Origin of the sequence: Enterococcus sp. DIV0682 (assembly GCF_051712685.1) — a bacterium.
Taxonomy (GTDB): Bacteria; Bacillota; Bacilli; order Lactobacillales; family Enterococcaceae; genus Enterococcus; species Enterococcus faecalis.
The window spans coordinates 2,150,799-2,169,851 of the sequence record NZ_JBIOPK010000001.1; the positions used below are offsets into that span (position 1 = coordinate 2,150,799).

Genomic DNA, 19,053 nt, shown 5'->3' on the forward strand with positions numbered 1-19,053 from the left:
CTTATTTCTCCTTTGTCTCCATAATTTCTTGTAATCGTTGCACGATTTTGTTCATTTCTTCTTGATTGACAGAACGAATGTCAAATTCAATGATGCCATTGTTGGCTTGATATTCTCGCGTATAAATGGCTGGACTTTCTGCTTTTAATGCTTGGATGACTTCCTTAGCGGTTTTTCTGCCGTCCACTTTGACACTGGCGCGATAAATGTCTCGTCCGGCGCCATCCTGGACGATTTTAGCGGTTAAATCTGACAGGTTGTTGATGGCTTCAACAAACGGTTTTAAGCGCTCTTGCATCGAAGCCCCTGATTCACTGCCATGTGCCAAGTATTCTTCCACTGCTTGCGTAAAGCCTAGGATATTGTCTTTGCCAATTTTCATTGCTCGACCAATGCCTTTGCCTTGCAGGCGCACCCAGTCAATGTATTCTTTTTTCCCGACCACTAAACCAGCACTTGGCCCTTCAATGGCTTTGGCGCCGCTGTAAATCACCAAATCAGCGCCTGCTTCGGTGTATTTGAAAAGATCTTCTTCTGCTGCCGCGTCAACAATTAGCGGCACCTTGTGGCGTTGCGCCACTTTGGCCGCTTCGGCCACCGTCAGCATACTTTTTTGCACGGTATGGTGGCTTTTGATGTATAGAATGGCCGCTGTTTTTTCAGAAATCATCATTTCCACGTGTTCTGGACTGCACATGTTGGCGTAGCCAGCTTCCACCACTTGGCCGCCACCTTGCGCTATCATAACTTCTACAGGCGTGCCGTAGTCCACGTTGTGCCCTTTAGGTAAAACAATCTCTCGCTGTTCGATCTTTTCTGTATAGGGATGATACGCGTGGTACAAGCTGCCTTTTCCAATCAAGGCAGCCACCGATTGGGCAATCCCCGCCGAAGCCGAGGAAACGATTTGGGCATCTTCTACCTTCAACAAGTTGGCTAAAAAGGCCCCTGTTTGCACACTAAGTTCACTCATTTCAAAGAAATGTTCGCCGCCGAATCGTTGAGCCGCGAGGACTGCCTCCGAAACTTTGGAGACACCTAGAATGGTCATTTTGCCAGAAGCATTAATGACTTCTTTTAAGTGGAATTTTTCGTAACTAATTGTCATAGATTTGTCCTCCAATAATTGTTTTGATTGGGCGAATTTGCTCTTTGGCTACTCGTGTCAATCCATTAGAATCAGTCAATGTTTTTTCTTCTGCTTGAATCGTGAAAATCGTTAAATCAGCATCTTTACCTATTTCCAACGTGCCTTTTTGCGTTAAATGGAAATTCTCAGCAGGAGCCTTGGTTACCTTTTCAATAATTTCTGGCCAATCATAGCCGACCACACGGAGTTTTTCCATCGTTGTGGCTAAATCATAAACAGGACCATTTTCTCGGTTACGGATGTAGATATCTGTGCTAATTGATGCAGCTTTCATTCCCTCGCGCAACGCTGTTTCAGCTACGTGAAAATTGAAACTATCCGTACCATGCCCGATATCAAATACGACCCCTTTGTTGTACGCTTGCCAAGCGAAGTCTTTTATTTTATCCGTTGCTTGGTCTAAGATGCCATTTTCTTTCCCATTAAAACAATGGGTTAGGACATCCCCTTTTTCCATCAAGGCTAAAATTTCATCTAAATGAGGCGGTGCTGATCCAATGTGAACCATTAAGGGAATTTCTTGGTTCTCTTGCTGAATCTGTTTGGCCAATTCTAAAGGCGTAATGCCGTTATCGCCAATAACGGTCCTACTCATACGGGCTTTAATCCCTACAACAAAATCTGGTAATTCTTGAATCGCTTTTTTGACCAAACTCGCTTGTACTTTACTTAAATCTGCGAGTTCGTCCTGAGCAACGATGCCCCATTTAGAAATATTGACTAATCCAAAAACATTTGTTTTTGCTTGTTGCGCTAAGTCATAAAATTCATGAATGTTTTCAGCACCTGTTGTCCCAGCATCAATCACTGTCGTAACACCCTTTTTGACCCCAATTTCATCTGGATAATCATAATAAAGAGCCATTTTTTCAAAACAATGAACGTGATCATCTATCCAGCCTGCGGATACATAAGTACCTGGTTCTAAGTGGATAGTTTCTTTTGCAGAACCTGAAATAGTTGCTGCAACAGCAGCTATTTTTTTCTCTTTAATTGCAATTTCAACAGGCATACCATCTACTGTCTGTCCATTTTTTATAAGTAAATCGTAGTCCATATTCTTCCCTACTTTTCTATAAATCTAAATTTTGTCCAAGGCTTAATGAATTCTAATAATACAAGTTCTTCTTCTATAATACGCCCTACTCGATTTTTGCGTGAGTCTTGATGTGGTTCTAAAACGACTTGTAATTCATTTTTGTATTTTCCAAATGCATCATTTCCCACAACAACATCTCCAGGTTGTAGCATTGCTTGATTATCATGTGGGGGATTAGCTTCATTTTTATATTTTTTACGCACTTCTGTGGAACGAATCATCTGCTGAGTGATATCTCCACGGCGAAAATGTTGATTTTTTGTTACGATTTCTTTTTCAATTTCAGAAGTCGCTTCTTCAAAAACAATGGTCAATTCTGTTTGATAACGATTCAACTGACCCAATGCTTCTAATTCTTCGTTGGAAGCATAAGCATTTCCAATAACAACATCATCAATTAAATTTGTTGCAAATAAATGTTTAGCTTGAACAGTGACTGGCAACTGTCTATGCATTTCTAAAGTAGGTAGCCCATCATTCACATCCCAAGGACCAATTTCACCTACCTGTGATGAAATAAAAGCAGCTGTCCGAATACCTTCCTTTTTAAAACGGATGCTACATTTTTCAAAGAAATCATACGGCAATGCAGTTCCCGCTTGTGGATAAAAGTTATGACAACCATATAAGAAAGGTCGATTCGCTTCATACGTCAAAATGTTATCAAGATAAGCGACATCATTACTCATATTCAACTCAATAGCCACGCCGAATGGATTAAACGTCAACATGGCTTCTTTATTTCCATCAAAACCTGTATCCAACCGAATCCCATCAGCTCCTAATTCGCTGAAAAAAGTCAAATCATCATATGAAATTTCCAATTCATCAAAGATACTTGGAACGACATCTAAAATTGTTTCAAATCCTAAATTTTTCGCATAACTAATTAATTCTTTAAATTTTTTCTGAACCGCTTCTTTGCCATCGGTCACTTCTAACATACTCATAAAAATTCGAGTAAACCCACATTCGCTGGCTTTTTTTAAATACGCTTTATCTTGATTGATATCACTATGATCTGGATAAACTGATACACCTAATGCTCTTTTCATCTTCGTTCTCACACTCCGCTATTTTCAAATTTATTTCGAAATTTCCAAGCAATCACCGAGCTACACAGGATTGTTGTAGAGCCAACGAGCAATACTGGTTGATTTAGAAATCCGCCAATTATCATGGAAAGAGTAATACAAACTGCCGTAAAAACCAACGTCTTTACCAAACCAAATTGATAAACAACAGTAGGCAACTGCCCTTTTTCTATAATAATTTGACTAACGATAAAAAAGAAAATGAACCAAATAATCATCTTATACGCTCCTGACTTTCTTCTCTGACTTAGAAGGGGCAGGATATTCATATCAGAACACCCGCCCTAACATTTTTTAATTTTTCGCTGCTTGTTCAGCTGCTAATTCTTCTGCTTCTTTATCCAATTGTTGTTTTTCATAAACTTTGAAAAATGGATAGTAGATAGCCATTGTAATTAAGAAGTTAACAATCACTAATACTGCGGCCGAGAAACTCCAATTGGTACTCATCCAAGCAGCAATTGGTGCTGGAATTGCAAACGCTAAACGTGCAGCCATCATCGGAATTATATTAGCGACTGTTAAGAAATAAGATAACGTTGTGGTAATTAACGGTGCCACGATAAACGGAATACCTAAAATAGGATTCATTACGATCGGCGTTCCGAAAATAACTGGTTCATTAATATTAAACAAGCCTGGTAAGAACGATAAACGGCCAAGACTTTTCAGATACGTTGATTTAGAAAACATCATTAAAACAACTAAAGAAAGCGTAGTTCCAGCGCCACCAATCCAGATAAACCATTGTAAAAACTGTTCTGTAAAAATATTAGGTAACTGATGAACGTTTGCGCCATTGGTAAAAGCTTCAAGGTTTTCTGCAATCGACATATCCCAGAAAGGACGAATAACCGGGCCCATAATCGCTGGACCATGAATCCCTAAAACCCAGAAGAAACAGATTAAGAAGACTGTTAGTAAGCCGCCAAATAAACTGTTACCAGCAAGGATACCTTTAAGTGGCATTAATAACGTACTCAAGAAACCATTCAAATCAAAACCAATTACGTGGCGAATAACCCAGAATAATAAAAGAATAACTGCTCCTGGAATTAACGCAATAAATGAATTTGACACTTCAGGCGGTACGCCATCTGGCATCTTAATCATAATATCTTTTTCAATAAAGAAGCGATAAATTTCAACAGATAACAGCGCTGTTACAATCGCACCAAATAAAGAAGCTGAACCTAAATTTGCTAAATTAATATAGCGCCCTGCTGTAATGACGTTGTCAACATCTTCAAAGACACGTGTTGGTGGTGCCGCTGTTACTAAAAAGGCCATTAATGCTAAAATTCCGCACGTCAAAGAGTCAAGCTTATAACTTTTGGCCAATGATGAAGCAATCCCAAATGTTGCATAAAGTGCAAGTAATCCCATCGTATAGCGGGAAGGAATATCTAAAATTGCTTGATAAGGTTCAATCAATTTTGTGTATGCCTCAATTGGAATATTTTGAAAAATTGTAAAGAATGAGCCCACAATTGTTAAAGGCATCGTTGCAATTAATCCTTTTCTAATCGCTGTCATATGGCGTTGCGAACCAAATTTATTCGCAATCGGCATTAACTTAACTTCCATCCACTGTACAAAACCATTCATTTGTTAATTCCTCCGTTCAACTAATAAAAATAATAATTATTTCGCATTTATAATAACATAGTAACATTATAATGTAAACGCTTATTCTTATTCATGACAGAGAAAGTGCAAAACAAAAGGCTTTTTCTTATTATAAAGAAACTGGGAATATTGCACCAAAAATCATTGCGCCTAAAATTGCGCCCCCAGCGATTGGTTTTTTCCAAATGTAAAAACCTAAAGCTCCTAATGTAGCACCAATCCCAATAGGAATCGAAGCACCCGCCGCACTCAAAATAATTAACGGGCCTAAGAAACGTCCTGAGGCATTACCAGCCCCCATCATCACATCCGCACCAAAAGTGGAATTTCCTTGATTGATAGTAAATTTCCGAATCAACACAATTACGCCACCAACTGCTAATCCTAGTAGCGCACCTGTTAAAAGTGCTAAGCCAAAGTTTTCTACAGGTGCTTTAATACCCATGCTGAGGAAAATTGCAGGTACGCCAATCCCGATCCCCGTTAAAATTGAGCCACCTAAATCTAAAATTCCGACTAAAGAACCTTCTAAAATTCGTGCAAACAGGAAACTTGCACCAAATGCTGCGGCAGCGCCATAAGAACCACCATCTAAACCAGCTTTTAGCATAGCGACAATTGAAACTTCATTAAAGGCGCCTACACCATAAACTACATACATATGTGTTCCTGCAAAAATTGCCGCTGACATAATCCCGACTAAAATGGGAAAGCCCCAATCAGCATACCAAAAACTTTTGCCTTTTAAACCTTCTTGAATTTCTTGTTCTTGTTGTGCCCATTCATTTTTTTCTTGCTGTTCCATCTATGAGACCTCCTTTTTTCTATTTAACGGTGAAGACATTGTGTAAATTATTTAACCATTGAGGAATAGACAAGCGGAAACTTTCGATCATTTCTAAGTCGAACCCTCGGAAGAAGCCACTTAAAATAAATAATAAGATAATGGCACCAAGCATGCCGCGTGTCATTCGGGTCCATCCTAAATCATCGACACCTTTACCGATTAAGATCCCTAATACAACTCCTGGGACAGCATTGCCCATGACTAATTGAGATAATCCGCCAAATAACGTTCCCCAAAAACCCGTCCGTTTTCCTGCATCTAAAGCCGCTAGCCAGAATAAAACGGGCATCACAGTATTGATTAAAATCGTTGCTGCAGGTACCAACACCGCAACTGCTGTTACTTGTAGCGATTCTGGAATTGCTGCAGCTGTACTATTTAAGAAAGCCACAGTCGCCATTCCTACAAAGGCCCCGACAATCCCCATTTTTTTGGGATTATGCATCGTTTTAGTGACATCTTTATCCTTTACCAATAAAATTGCTGCAGCCCAGTTAGGCACAATCCGGTGGGTCACATCTTGTGTAAAGGCCCCTGCTCCCACGGCCGAAGCCCAAGCATTAAAGAAAAAACCTAAACCAAAAGAAAAGTGTGATGCTGGATCTCCTTGTGCCGCGTTCATTTCTCCTAATGTTCTAAATGCCCCTAACCCTTGCGTTTGTGGTGCATGAAACATCCGAGCAGCGCCTGCGCCAGCTGCAAAACCTAGTAAACCACCAATAAGCAATGACTTCAGCAAAATGATTACAAATTCCATTCCTTCTTCCTCCCTTTATACGCCTCTTTTTGAAAGAAACGGAACTACTACTGCGTTCGGTTCTTTAATTGTTTCCGTTAAAAAATCAACTTCTTCGACTGCAATGGCTTGGATTTCCACTTCTACAGCTAGTTCGACATGATAAATCACTCTCTTTCTAGGAAAGAAGAAGAACAGAAATTTTTCTGTATAAACTTGTTCTTTTGCCTGACGAATAGTTACTTCTTTCGGTTCAATCCGGATGAGGACCTCTGTTGTTTCTTTTAATACTTTTTTTGAAACATCATTCAACGCACTTGCAAAAGCTTCATTCTTCTTATTACCTTTTCCAGAAACAATCACGGTTTGTGTTGACCGTTTTGTGGCATCCATAATTACCGCTCCTTTCTAAGTTACTACTTTCTATGCTCCGTGTTTCTTAATAAATGCTTCAGTTACTCGTTTACCAAGTTCTTCCTGATCCATAAAACCAAATCCAAGAACAGTTTTCCCATCGTTAATTGCTGTTACCCCTTCTTCGATTGATCGCATGCCATGTCTTTCGGGATACCCGTATTTAGTAGCAGCCGTTAACGCCCCTGCACCACCACTGCCACAGAAAGAAATGCCTAAATCTGCCTTTTCTTGTTGCATCACATCTCCTAAACGCATATCAGCGCCCATTCCTGGAACAACAACCGCGCGACCACCGGCTTGCTCCACTCCTTTTGCAACATTTTGTCCTTTTCCTAAACGATCTGCGATAACTACTGTAATCATAACTTTTCCTCCTATTAATTGTTTTGTTTAGCAACTTCAAAATGAACAGCTAAAACATACCATTCATCTTCTGATAACTGACCAATTGCTTCTGTTGTTTCTTGTGCAATTTTCAACGTTTCTGGTGTTAGTTCCGTAAATAACGTCCGATCAACACCAGCTAATGTCGTTCCTTCTCTTGAACGATTCAGCATCTCATTGAGATGGTTAATCAAAATCGTCCACTGTAATTCCGTTGGTTCAATTTGTGCTTCTGCTAATCGCGCACTGGTTTGTTTGATAATCGATTGTAGCTTTTCTGGTTCAGCACTTTGTCGAATGATCTCCTGTGCTTCCATTGCTAGTTCCATCCTCTTCCTCCTTTGGTTGTTCTAAATAATTAAGTAATGCTGAAATTTCAGCATGATTGACAGGTAACTCATTTTTAGCAAATAAACATTCAATTTGCCGAATTTCTTCTTGCCTTTCATGAGATACTTCTCTATTACAAGGAATCTCTTCGTATTGTTTATTAAACGTAATCCGATGTGTCATTAATAAAACGTGAAGTAAAAAGGCTTCTTGATATTCGCTCAGTAACTTTGTTTGAAACATTCGTTTTAACTCTTCATAAATAATATACGCTTTTACTAATAAATCTTGGCTTTGTATCCGTTCATTTTTTTCAATTACATCAGATTTCGTGGAGCGAGCGGTACCTTTTCCTTGACGTTTCCCTAATAAAATTTTATCGACCTCTTCCCGAATCAAACTTAAATCTGTGTCCGTCAACAATGGACTAACTTTAATAAATGGGTATGTCATTTCTTCAATTGGGAAAATACTCAATACCAAATCGGGCTTTTCTGCTTGAATCACTTCAGTTGCATTTAAAACAGAAGCAAATCCTGCGAGTTCAACGTTTGGTACTTCCTCTAAAATTTTTTGTTCAATTAAACTGGTCACACCTAAGCCCGTCGAGCAAACATACACAATCCTAACAACTTTAGCTTCCTGCTGTTGTCGTTCCTGAGCTGCCAAAAAATGCAACGCAATATATGCGCAGAAAGAATCGTTGACTAACAAAACAGAACGTTGAATTAATTGTTTACAGGCACTTTGAATAGCTAAAAATAACGCTGGGTGTTTTCCTTTGATTTCTTCAGAAAACGGATTGTATTCATTAATAAATAAATGTTTTTTTGTAAAACGTAAGGACAGGTGTGCAAACAAGTTCGTAAATAATTGGCGATCATTTACAAAAGGATAATTCAGCTCTTTTGAAACGCTTTCAATCACTTGCTTTGTTAATTGAACCATATCTTGCCGTTGATGGGTTCCGAATAAATCACTATAAATATAAAAATATTCATCCGCTAATAAAGGCAAGTCATACCGTTCAAACACCTCTTGTAAAAGTAAAAGTGGTACTTCGTTCCGTTGTTCAAAGCGTGTTTTTTGCGATAACACTCGGTAAGTCCCAATTGTATGTGCCATCTGCATACGTGCTGCGGCAATTGCCACTCTCAACGTAATAGATAATATTTCGGCATAATCAAATTGATTTTGATCGAGTGGATTAATTAAATTTCGCATTTTTTTCAATGCACTACGATAACAACCTTGAAACAATGTCCCTGACCCAAATTTAATTTTAGGGATTTTTTCAGCCCCTTTTGTCTTTGTCACATAGTTCATAATTTGGTAAATATCGTATTCTGTAAGTTCTTTTTGAGTGATAAATTCCATCAGTAATCGTACATTGCTTTCTTCACCACTAATTGTAAACCCTTGCCGTGCTTGGCGAATTAAGGTTAAATCATATGCTTGCAGCAACCGTTCGACCTGTTCCAAATCACTGACAATTGTGTTTCGACTCACTAATAATTCATCTGCTAGCTGCTGTGCCGTTAAGTACCCTTTGACTGACAATAGCTGAAAAATCAATACATTGACTCGTCTTTTTTGATCAGGATAGGTTTCAAATCGATCGACATCGATAATTTCATTTTTTAACAGTAAGCGTTTAGAGTCAGGTAAATCTAGCCAGATTCCCTTATTTCGTTTTGAATAAAGTGTCTCATCGTGCTGTTCAAACCAAGCACGAATATCTTCTAAATCATACTTAATTGTTCGAACGCTGACAGTAAAGTTCTCAGCTAATTCTTGCGTGGTAATACTCCCTTCCAAATCCAAAAGCATCAATAAAATATTTATCGCTCTTTTGGACAACAACACGGTCATGCCTTGTCACCTCTTTTCTTTTCCCTTTACACTTAAAACTATAGCGTTATTTTATCTGTTCCACAACACAAAAAAGTTGCACTTATAAAAGTGCAACACTTCTCTTTTCATACAAAAAAAATCCCTTAACAGTAGTAACTGTTAAGGGATACCACACTATTTATTTGCATAAATAGACAGAAACCTTCTCCACAAAAGTATTCTGTCCGACACGTTACAAATCCGGTAACTGATAGCCGTACTATCTGGTGTCGTTGTGTTTGACAATCACTAGCCGTCAAAACGGAATAGCCGAAGCTATCTGATTGAGTCAACTCGTCGCATAAAACACACTTTAACACAGAATAGTTTGGATAGCAAGTGGGGGTAATTATTCGTTATCAAACCATTCTTGATAAAAACTTTCAACAATTTTAACGGTTGCTATCGTTAATTCTTTCGTCATTACGGGGCTAGTTAACTTTTTGTCTTGTAAACATTGATTCACATGATTGATTTCATAGGTAAATTCACTAGTGAATTGTTCAGACCATTTGACAGTGTTGCCGTGAGCATCTGTATAATAAGCACAATCTGTTTTCCAGAAATTAGGAATAACGATTTGCCCTTTTGTCCCACAAATGGTCATTTCACTAGGTATCTTTAAACCAACATTAATAAAAATATTGCCCAGCGTCCCTTCAGCAAATTTCAAAGCTAAATTACATTGACTATCCGTCGCCCCTTGCTGATACGTTGCGGTTCCCGTAACCTCTTGAATCTCTTTCCCTAGTACGTATTGTAAGTATTGTAATGGATAACTTCCTGAGCCATGAAGCGCTCCACCACCCGCTTCTCTCGAGTAAAACCAGGGAATATGATCCACATTGGGATAGGCAGTAACTGACTGAACCCATAAAATCTCTCCCAATCCCCCTTCTTGAATCGTCGCCTTTACTTTTTGGGTAATTGGTAAAAAGGCAGACTTCTGAGCTTCCATTAGAAAAACCCCTTGCTCCTGTGCGATTGCGAAGAGTTCTTCTGCTTCAGCAGCATTTAATGTAAATGGTTTTTCCAGTAGGACGGGTTTTCCTTGTGATAACGCAAGCTTAGCTGCTGAGTAATGTCCTTGATTGTAGGTGGGAATATAAATAATATCAATTGTTTCATCCTTACATAACTCTTCATAACTGCCATAAGCTACCGGAATCGCTAATTCTTTAGCCATTTTTTGAGCATTCTCTAAACGCCTTGATGCAATCCCGCGCACTTCAGCTTGCGCGCTTTCTCGAAGCCCTGCTACAAATCTTGGGACAATTTGGGCAGTACTCATAATTCCATAACGAATTTTATCCATGTGATCGCCTCCTCTTTCACTATACGAGAAAAACGAATATTTGGAAATCATTTCAACAAAAAAAGAAACCGTTTCCCCAAAACGATTTCTTTATATGTAAATTAACGGATACCAACGCTAACTTTTAAAGCTTGATTGACCTGTTCCATCTCTTCACGAGAAAGTTGACAAACCTTGTGTAGCATTCGTTCTTTATCCAATGTTCGAATTTGTTCTAACAAAATAAGTGATGGCGTCCTGCACTCGTTATGGGGAATTTCGATGAGGACTTGCGTTGGTTGCAGCCGCTTGCTTACGTTACGGGTAATCGGTGCAACAATCAACGTTGGACTAAATAAGTTACCTTTGTTATTTTGAATAATCAGGACAGGTCGAATCCCACCTTGTTCAGAACCAACAACTGGTGAGAGATTCGCATAAAAAACCTCACCTCTTTTTATCATTCAGATTCCCTTCCCTCCTTTTCCTTTAAAAAATTATAGCATATTGTTTCTTGCAATATTTTCAACTTTTTAGCTATCCCTTAAAATATTTGATAAAACCACCCTTTAAAAGTCAAAAAAAGCTTAAACAGTCGACTCTGATATAGAGACGGCTATTTAAGCTAACTATTACATTTTTGTTAAAATACTATCCACTTTTGTATTAATTAAATCAATAGCAACGTGGTTTTCGCCACCTTCTGGCACAATGATATCTGCATAACGTTTCGTAGGTTCAATAAATTGGTGATACATGGGCTTGACGACTGTCAAATATTGTTCAATCACAGAATCCAAAGTACGGCCACGTTCTTCCATATCACGCTTGATTCGACGAATAATGCGGATGTCATCATCTGTATCCACATACACTTTAATATCCATTAAATCCCTTAAGCGGCGATCTTCTAAAATTAAAATCCCTTCAAGAATAATTACTTCTTTCGGTTCTTGGATCACCGTTTCTGTACTTCTTGTATGCGCAACGTAGTCATAAACTGGCTTTTCAATGGCTTGATAGTTTAACAGTTGTTCAACATGTTGAATCAATAAATCTGTATCAAACGCAAAAGGATGATCATAATTGGTATTTAAACGTTCTTCAAAACTCAAATGGCTCTGATCTTTATAATAAGAATCCTGTTCTAACATCATAATTGAATGATCGGGAAAATTATTAAAAATCGCACGGCTAACACTGGTTTTTCCGCTTCCTGATCCGCCAGTAACACCAATGATAATTGGCTGACTATCTTTCATGTATAAACCTCTTTCTTTTCAAAAACTTCATTGTCTTTTACTATTATAATGAAAACTCTGAAGAATGCCAGACCTTTTCCAAGACTTTTCATGTGATTTTTATCTTCTTATGAAAAATCTGCCCACACTTCTTTCAATTACAGTATACTTATCAATAAAAGGAGAATCCTACCTATGATTAAAAAAGTCAAAAAAGAAGCACTTACAACGGCGCATTACGCTCTTCTTTATGAGGCAGATCCCTCAAAAAAAATGGTGGCAGATTACATTACCCGCGGCATTTGCTTTGACTATCAGACTGAAGAACTTCAAGGAATTTTAGTCCTGTTGCCGACTCACCCACGGACATTGGAAATCGTAAACATCGCTGTCTCAGAAGAAAGCCGAGGGCGGGGCATCGGGCAAGAATTATTACATTTTGCCATTGATTTTGCCAAAAAAGAAAAGTATGATTCCTTGGAGATTGGGACTGGGAGCACAGGCTTTCAACAGCTATATCTCTACCAAAAAGTCGGTTTTCGAATGACACATATTGAACCAGATTTTTTTATCCATCATTATGATGAGCCTATTATAGAAAACGGCTTGCCTTTAAAGGATATGGTTCGCTTACGGTTACATTTAAGTTAAAAAGAGGTCGGGACAGAACCGTTTAGCTCCGAGAAATAAGAAGAAATTTCCGAAAATTGCTCTTTAATTTTTGGAGAATTTCGGCTTATTTCCGAAGGAGTTGGTTCTGTTCCCGCCGTTTATCAGTTTTTGAGCGTGGAGCAAAAATCCAAAGTGATTTTTGTCCCACGCTCTTTTTAATGCCCAAGAATTGGTAACAACTCATCTAGCTGTTGAATCGTATAATTGGGTTGAATGGTTGGTGTTGCTGGAGCGGAGGTCGGATTGAGCCAAACAGTTTGAATTTTCGCTTGTTGGCCTCCTTGAATATCTGAATGCAAAGAATCGCCAATAATCATTGTTTTTTCTCGACTAAAATTAGGAATCCGTTCAAAAACAAAATCAAAATACTCTTTCATTGGTTTTTGATAACCCACTTCTTCTGAAACAAAAATATCTTTAAAATAAGGCATTAATTTCGAATCTTCCAACCGACGATACTGTGTTTTTGCCACTCCATTTGTCACAATATATAAATCATAATGGGGTGCTAATTTTTCCAAGATACGTTGACTATTGCCAAGCAAGTCATGTCCTTGACTTAAATATTCTCGGTAGTTTTCTCCCATTTTAACGCTATCAACTTCTCGATTAAACGCGTCAAATAATAAACCAAACCGTGTATCAAGGAGAACATCTTTTGTTATTTTTCCTTCTTCAAATGAACGCCATAATCCTTGATTAATTCGGTGGTATGTTGACTCGACTTCAGATGTAAATGGTACATTTTCTTCTTCAAATAAGGCATGGAGCGCCTTCTTTTCAGCCAATTTAAAATCTAACAATGTATCATCAACATCAAAAAGCAATGTTTTCATTTCCGTTCCTCTTCTCTTTTCAAATTACTCGGTAACGCTTTGCTTGTTTGTTGTTTTTCAATAAAAAAATAAGGCAATAGCAATTGTAACTCTTCTCTTGTTAATGAACGATAAGCACCTAAAGGTAATTGCGGATCTAGCCGCAACGGCCCCATAGTTTGGCGTTTTAAAGCAGTCACTTTTTTCCCCACAGATAAAAACATTTTTTTCACTTGGTGAAATTTTCCTTCTTGAATAGTCAGGAAAACATGACTCTCCGTTTCAGTCGCTGCAAGAACAGTTATTTTTGCTGGCTTACATTGAATGCCTCCTTGCAAAACAATCCCATCTTTAAATTTAGCACAATCTTCTGCAGAGACCAAACCATTGACTTTCACTTCATAACATTTCGCTACTTCTTTATTTGGCCGAATTAATTGATACCCTAATTGTCCATTATCTGTTAATAGAAGTAACCCTTCCGTATCGCCATCGAGTCTGCCCACTGGATAAAGACCAGGGCGTCTGTCTTGTGGCGCAATCAAATCAATGACTGTTTTTTTAGATGCATCTGAAACAGCGCTAACCACACCTTTTGGCTTATTCAACATATAGTACACATGTGTCTTATGCGAAATTAATTGTCCTTTTACTTTAATCATTTGTAATTGTGCATCGACGTTTTGGCTTTCATTTAATGTCACGATGCCATCCACAGTGACCTGCTTGCCTCTGATTATTCGTTTCACCGTTTTGCGTGATCCAAACTGAAGTTCTTCTAGTAATTTATCTAATCGCATTGTTCCGCTCCATTCTGGTATTAGTATAGTGGAATCCGTTAAAGATGAAAAGTAGAAAAAGGTAATTCCTTGACGTATAAAAATATAAGTGTTACGGTTAATAAGTAAAGTAAATAAAGGTTTCTCAAAAACAGCGTAATGACCTGGGAGAGAACAACGATAACAATGAACCATTCCCATGAGTGTTGCCTGGCAATATTTGTGGGGATTTTTTGATTATTGTTAGCATTTTTCTAGACAAGAACAACTGAAAAAAGAGTTTCTTTTTTCCATTATGTTTTGTTTCTGAGTTTAACCAAATCACTCATTATTTCAAGGAGGAATTAGGTTATGTCAGTACAATTAGAAGTTAAAGAAAGAGCTATCCGTCCACGTTCACTAAGAAATCAGCTACGTCACGAAGGGAAAGTACCTGCCATTGTTTACGGTTACCAAATTGAAAGTACACCAATCTATTTTGAAGAAAAAGACTTATCAAAAATTTTACGCGAACATGGTGCTAACACCGTTATTAAAATGACAGTTGATGGCAAAAACATCAACACATTAATGTCAAAAGCACAATTAGATACCTTTACTGGTCAAATGCTTCATGTTGAATTCTTATCTGTAAATATGAAAGAAACAACAGAAGTCGAAGCAGAAGTTCAATTAATTGGTGAATCTGCAGGTGTGAAAGCTGGGGGTACCTTAGCTCAAAACTTGTACACTGTTTTAGTGGCAGCCACACCAGATAAATTGCCAGAATCAATTGAAGTAGATATTACAAACTTAGAAATTGGTGATGCTCTTACAATCGCTGATTTACCTGAACACAAAGACTATGAAATTTTAACTGATCCAGAAGAACAACTAGTTGCTATTGTTGAAGCACAAACTGCTCCTGAAGAAGAAGAAGGAACAGCTGCTGAAACGACTGAACCAGAATTAGCCGAATAAAGAAAACACTTTTGTTCAGCTGATTCTCTTAAGTTTTAGAAATGGGACGTACGTTGAAACAACGTACGTCCCATTTTCTTTTTACTGCATGTCTTGATTTCTTTATATAAATGATGACACCTGCAAAGCTAGGAAGCTACAGAGGAATATTAAATTTTTGCTAATCTACGCAATATTTTCAAACGAAACAATTTCTTTTTTTAAAATTTGCAGTATACTAAAAGTAAGTAAACAAAAAGGAGGTCATCCATATGTTTGAACGTTTTGATAGTGACCGTAGCCGCTATGCTTCATTAGGTGTTGTTTCCAGCTTACCTAGTGGCTTAATTGATAGTATTTGGTTGATTATTGACTTAAATCTAAAAGGGGTTATCCCTTTAAACGACTTACTTCACTTTGATTTGTTGAACAATAATGGCAAAGTGACTGTCCATTTTTCTCAAGAAAATAGTTCAGTAGAAATGGCCATCGACTTACCATTTAGTTATTCTACGGCATATCCGTCGCGAATTTTTGCTTTTGATGATGGCCATCGTGAAACGATTTTATTACCTGCAGAAATGTTAGAATCTTAAATAATTTCAACAAAGTAGCCTCAAATTCCGATTAAAACTGGAATTTGAGGCTACTTTAATTTCTTTTAGTTATTCTACAATAATTTGTTTACTACTTCCTGCAGCATTTTCAAAATTAATAGTAAAGGTTTCTGTTGCATCATCATAAGTGATTCCGTCACTTTGACTAATTACTCTGCTGTAATCTTTTGGTATTTTTAAAGTCAGTGTCTTAGTTGTTTGTGTGGGATCAGAGAAAGTATACGTTTTTTGGTGTTGTTGTGTCTTTCTCATTAAAGAAATAGCTTTATTTGAGGTAATCCCTGCTATTGTACCGCCAGTTTCTGACCAAATGTTAACCCCAAGATAGCCTTCTTCTTCTTGCTTAACTGCTTGAATTTCTTCTGTATTTGAGAGAACTTCTACTGTTTTTTTGGCAGCATATGTTTTTAAATCAGTTTCATCGATTCCTGGTAAAACTACATAAGCATAATGCTCGTTCGTTGGGTGTTGACCATGTTGAATCGTAAATGTTCGATAATCACCTACATATTCTTTATCACTTGGAAATGCTTCATTAATTGCTTTATAGGTTCCTTTTCTAGTTTCACTTTTAACATTTACCGTTGTTTCTTCTGGAAAATAATAACCCATATTAGCATTGGAATGATCCGACTTTAGTAATAACCATTGTTTTTTACTCGTTTCATTTTTCTCATGAATCTCCCCAATATTTGATAGCACTTGATACTGATAGGCATCATTTAACAAACGATTATCAACAACTGTCTCAATCGAAGCTTCTGTATCCCCTTTAATTCTTGCGCCTAATGCGATAATTTGCCCATTTAATACAAACCAAGATTTTTTAGCTTGTAGGTTCATAGGTAAAAGTTTCCCATTATTTTTGGTCCCGTCTTTATTAAGAGCCATCCCTACTACTGCCTGATTTTCTGACGTTACTCCACCAACCCATTGCTCTTTCGATGTGATTGTTGTAAATGCTGAAACTTCATCTGCCAAAGAAATGGTATCTACAGTTGTTCCTGGTAGTCGATAGGGATCTACAGTTGGCCAATAGCTGGAATTAAATTGAACCTCGTCATCATTATATACGTACATCATTCCGTCACCAGTGTGCCAGCCACGTTTATTTTCTTTATTCCCTGCTTCAAAAGATGCAGTGCGCTTTGAATACAAGCCTAGCCCAAACATATAACTAGGTGTGCGTTGGACAAATCGATCCATCGAAGCATAAAGTTTCGTGCCTGTAAAAGGAAGTTGCCCTCCCGTAATTTCTGGATTAGTTAAAAGTTGCATAGTCATCTGTAAATCATTAAAATCACGAGCATTTGTCAAATAATAATCTGGGTTCTCCTTCATCCAATATTTAACGGCTTCTTGAAATTTCTTTTGATAATTATTAGGAGCAAATTTAGCCACAATTAATAAATTATACATGGTAGTTGAGCCATAGCCTGTTTTTCCAACTGCTGGGGCTCTTGAGATGGAACGGCCATTCACAGTTGGTAGCATTTCACCTTTATAAATCAAAGGAAGAAAGGCACGATCAACATTTTCAACAAATTCTGTCACAAGAGTTGCATCCATTTGAAAAGATGAATCTGCTGTAATGGCCAAAATTTGTCCAACCCCTTTCACCAAAACATTGCCATACGAACCTGTATAAGGAATGTTATTGTGCTGGATAAAAGAACCATCTTGGTAAAAACCATCACCTTTTGTGACTAATTTAAATACATCGACGATACTACTGGATGCTTGGTTAATTTTCCCGCTATCCTTTTGTAAAATTCCTAACCCCAAAACAGTTAAAGCTAAGTCCGTGCGGTTCGCTCCTGATGTCACAAAATTTGGGATAAAAGCTAAATCCACAAACGTTCCTTGTGGTTTTGTATACAACTGTTTAAACGGATCTGGGACATAACTGCTCAGCGCATTTGTATAGATTTGTTGCTTTTCCGGAGAAACTTTATCCTCTAAAATCATTAGAATATTAAGAAACTTCTGTGGCACACCAATTTGCCAGTCCCACCAATTTCCGTGGTACTTTTTCCCATCATACCCTTTTTGCGTCACCATAAAATCTAAGCCATCAATAATGGTTGTTGCCAATTTGTCATCTTGGTAAAGCGTACTCCCCTTCGTTCCATAGGCTAACGCTAATTTTTGCAATTTGGTAAATTGAGTCGTTAAATCAGCCGATGGCGTATTGCCAGGCTCTAGTGGCCATAAATAGCTGCGGTTCGGCTCTTTATTCATCGTTTGATCGAGTTCTGTTGCTTCATTGGAGATTTTTTGGACGTAGTCTACAAGCGCTTGGTTAGTTGAATCATATTCTTTTGAAACAAGCTGATTTCGCCATTTTTCTTTTAATTCTCGGTATTCTGCAGATGAATCGATAACAGGAATGCTACCAACGGAGCCACTTTTCATAGAAATGATATTCAGCTTTGATAGATTACCAAATAGTCTAATTCCTACAGCCCCCGTCCAGTCATCATTAATGGACGTACCATCAGGATAATGAACCTCTTCATTTTCATAAAATAATTGATCATTCAGGAATGTTTGAATTTTTTTCCCATCATAGCGAACCAGCAGTTTATATTGTTGGCCACTTAGTAATGTTGGTCCCGGAATATTAGTTAGCCATTTACCGCCTGGTTGTCCTAATTGCCAGCGGCCGTCACGATTATAAGCAAAAGATTGCCATTGACTCGTCTTTTGTTTATCTCCGCGAAAAACCAATCCGAAGTTACTTTGTCCTTCATATAAAAAGGTTAGTTCAAGATCTCCTGAAGATTGTTCGCGTGCATCAAGATTGATAGAGACAGATTCGAGGTTTGTCCCTTGCTTCGTGTTTGCGATCCATAAACCAGTAGAATCATTCTTTTTTTCTGCTGTTCCCACCAAATCTTGCCAATGCCCAACTTGATTGGGGAAATCTGAAATGTAAGAGGGTTGCTCAATCGTTTGGCTTGCTTCGTTTTCTTCTGCAAAAGTAAGGGTGGTTCCCATAAATCCACTCGTCAAAGCAGTAAACAGTCCGACCAGCATTACCCATATTTTCCTGTTTTTCATTCTTTCTCCTCCTAAAAAATTATCGTAAAACGCTTACATCCGAATTAGAGAAAA

Annotated in this window: 20 protein-coding genes; 3 read left to right on the plus strand and 17 right to left on the minus strand. The window is 37.9% G+C overall.

Going from position 1 to position 19,053, the window contains the following annotated elements; translation table 11 throughout:
• Nucleotide 1 precedes the first annotated feature (1 nt).
• The 14 genes from IGK96_RS10315 to udk all read right to left on the minus strand — a co-directional run bounded on the left by IGK96_RS10315 (nt 2) and on the right by udk (nt 12,135).
• Nucleotides 2-1,108: a DgaE family pyridoxal phosphate-dependent ammonia lyase gene (locus IGK96_RS10315; RefSeq protein WP_104846706.1), complete on the minus strand. Its 1,107-nt coding sequence runs from the start codon at nt 1,106-1,108 to the stop codon at nt 2-4.
• Nucleotides 1,098-2,207 carry an amidohydrolase/deacetylase family metallohydrolase gene (locus IGK96_RS10320; RefSeq protein ID WP_002381282.1) on the minus strand — a complete coding sequence of 370 codons (1,110 nt, stop codon included), beginning with the start codon at nt 2,205-2,207 and terminating at the stop codon, nt 1,098-1,100. Before IGK96_RS10320 ends, IGK96_RS10315 begins: the two co-directional genes overlap by 11 nt.
• A gap of 8 nt (nt 2,208-2,215) precedes the next feature.
• On the minus strand, nt 2,216-3,304 hold the full coding sequence (locus IGK96_RS10325) for a DUF871 domain-containing protein (RefSeq protein ID WP_002355714.1): 1,089 nt from the start codon (nt 3,302-3,304) through the stop codon (nt 2,216-2,218).
• A gap of 8 nt (nt 3,305-3,312) precedes the next feature.
• Nucleotides 3,313-3,612, minus strand: coding sequence for a hypothetical protein (locus IGK96_RS10330; protein WP_002363233.1), 300 nt, complete (start codon nt 3,610-3,612; stop codon nt 3,313-3,315).
• A gap of 25 nt (nt 3,613-3,637) precedes the next feature.
• Entirely contained in the window at nt 3,638-4,951 is a 1,314-nt protein-coding gene (locus IGK96_RS10335) for a PTS sugar transporter subunit IIC (RefSeq protein WP_002358780.1), read from the minus strand.
• Nucleotides 4,952-5,081: 130 nt separating this feature from the next.
• The gene (locus IGK96_RS10340; RefSeq protein ID WP_002361314.1) at nt 5,082-5,777 is read right to left on the minus strand and encodes a DUF4310 family protein; all 696 of its coding nucleotides are present in this window, start codon (nt 5,775-5,777) and stop codon (nt 5,082-5,084) included.
• A gap of 19 nt (nt 5,778-5,796) precedes the next feature.
• The gene (locus IGK96_RS10345) at nt 5,797-6,576 is read right to left on the minus strand and encodes a DUF4311 domain-containing protein (protein ID WP_002355709.1); all 780 of its coding nucleotides are present in this window, start codon (nt 6,574-6,576) and stop codon (nt 5,797-5,799) included.
• Between the two features lie 15 nt (nt 6,577-6,591).
• Nucleotides 6,592-6,948, minus strand: coding sequence for a DUF4312 family protein (locus tag IGK96_RS10350; RefSeq protein ID WP_002355708.1), 357 nt, complete (start codon nt 6,946-6,948; stop codon nt 6,592-6,594).
• A 30-nt stretch (nt 6,949-6,978) separates the two neighbouring features.
• On the minus strand, nt 6,979-7,335 hold the full coding sequence (locus IGK96_RS10355; RefSeq protein ID WP_002355707.1) for a glycine-rich SFCGS family protein: 357 nt from the start codon (nt 7,333-7,335) through the stop codon (nt 6,979-6,981).
• A 14-nt stretch (nt 7,336-7,349) separates the two neighbouring features.
• Nucleotides 7,350-7,673, minus strand: a complete 324-nt coding sequence (locus IGK96_RS10360) for a PRD domain-containing protein (RefSeq protein WP_002386165.1) — start codon at nt 7,671-7,673, stop codon at nt 7,350-7,352.
• Nucleotides 7,639-9,558 carry a BglG family transcription antiterminator gene (locus IGK96_RS10365; protein ID WP_002388793.1) on the minus strand — a complete coding sequence of 640 codons (1,920 nt, stop codon included), beginning with the start codon at nt 9,556-9,558 and terminating at the stop codon, nt 7,639-7,641. The genes IGK96_RS10360 and IGK96_RS10365 overlap by 35 nt, the downstream gene beginning before the upstream one ends.
• Before the next feature lie 370 nt (nt 9,559-9,928).
• Complete coding sequence (locus tag IGK96_RS10370; RefSeq protein ID WP_033625730.1) at nt 9,929-10,894, minus strand: Gfo/Idh/MocA family protein; 966 nt, start codon at nt 10,892-10,894, stop codon at nt 9,929-9,931.
• 101 nt (nt 10,895-10,995) lie between these two features.
• Nucleotides 10,996-11,337 (minus strand): type II toxin-antitoxin system PemK/MazF family toxin, encoded by a 342-nt coding sequence (locus IGK96_RS10375; RefSeq protein WP_002355703.1) that lies wholly within the window; start codon nt 11,335-11,337, stop codon nt 10,996-10,998.
• A 168-nt stretch (nt 11,338-11,505) separates the two neighbouring features.
• Nucleotides 11,506-12,135, minus strand: coding sequence for a uridine kinase (gene udk / locus IGK96_RS10380; protein WP_002355702.1), 630 nt, complete (start codon nt 12,133-12,135; stop codon nt 11,506-11,508).
• A gap of 174 nt (nt 12,136-12,309) precedes the next feature.
• On the opposite strand from udk, the gene IGK96_RS10385 reads away from it, so the two are divergent.
• Nucleotides 12,310-12,765 (plus strand): GNAT family N-acetyltransferase, encoded by a 456-nt coding sequence (locus tag IGK96_RS10385; protein ID WP_002386989.1) that lies wholly within the window; start codon nt 12,310-12,312, stop codon nt 12,763-12,765.
• 176 nt (nt 12,766-12,941) lie between these two features.
• Here IGK96_RS10385 and IGK96_RS10390 read toward each other — a convergent pair whose 3' ends face one another.
• Together IGK96_RS10390 and IGK96_RS10395 are read right to left on the minus strand one after the other, a co-directional pair.
• The gene (locus IGK96_RS10390) at nt 12,942-13,622 is read right to left on the minus strand and encodes a YjjG family noncanonical pyrimidine nucleotidase (protein WP_002355700.1); all 681 of its coding nucleotides are present in this window, start codon (nt 13,620-13,622) and stop codon (nt 12,942-12,944) included.
• Nucleotides 13,619-14,401, minus strand: coding sequence for a 16S rRNA pseudouridine(516) synthase (locus IGK96_RS10395; protein WP_002358774.1), 783 nt, complete (start codon nt 14,399-14,401; stop codon nt 13,619-13,621). Before IGK96_RS10395 ends, IGK96_RS10390 begins: the two co-directional genes overlap by 4 nt.
• 330 nt (nt 14,402-14,731) lie before the next feature.
• On the opposite strand from IGK96_RS10395, the gene IGK96_RS10400 reads away from it, so the two are divergent.
• On the plus strand, nt 14,732-15,340 hold the full coding sequence (locus IGK96_RS10400; protein ID WP_002358773.1) for a 50S ribosomal protein L25/general stress protein Ctc: 609 nt from the start codon (nt 14,732-14,734) through the stop codon (nt 15,338-15,340).
• Between the two features lie 251 nt (nt 15,341-15,591).
• Complete coding sequence (locus IGK96_RS10405) at nt 15,592-15,915, plus strand: DUF960 domain-containing protein (RefSeq protein WP_002355697.1); 324 nt, start codon at nt 15,592-15,594, stop codon at nt 15,913-15,915.
• Between the two features lie 69 nt (nt 15,916-15,984).
• Here the strand turns inward: IGK96_RS10405 and IGK96_RS10410 are convergent, their stop codons facing one another.
• Nucleotides 15,985-18,999: a polysaccharide lyase 8 family protein gene (locus IGK96_RS10410; RefSeq protein WP_085443328.1), complete on the minus strand. Its 3,015-nt coding sequence runs from the start codon at nt 18,997-18,999 to the stop codon at nt 15,985-15,987.
• Nucleotides 19,000-19,053: the final 54 nt, after the last annotated feature.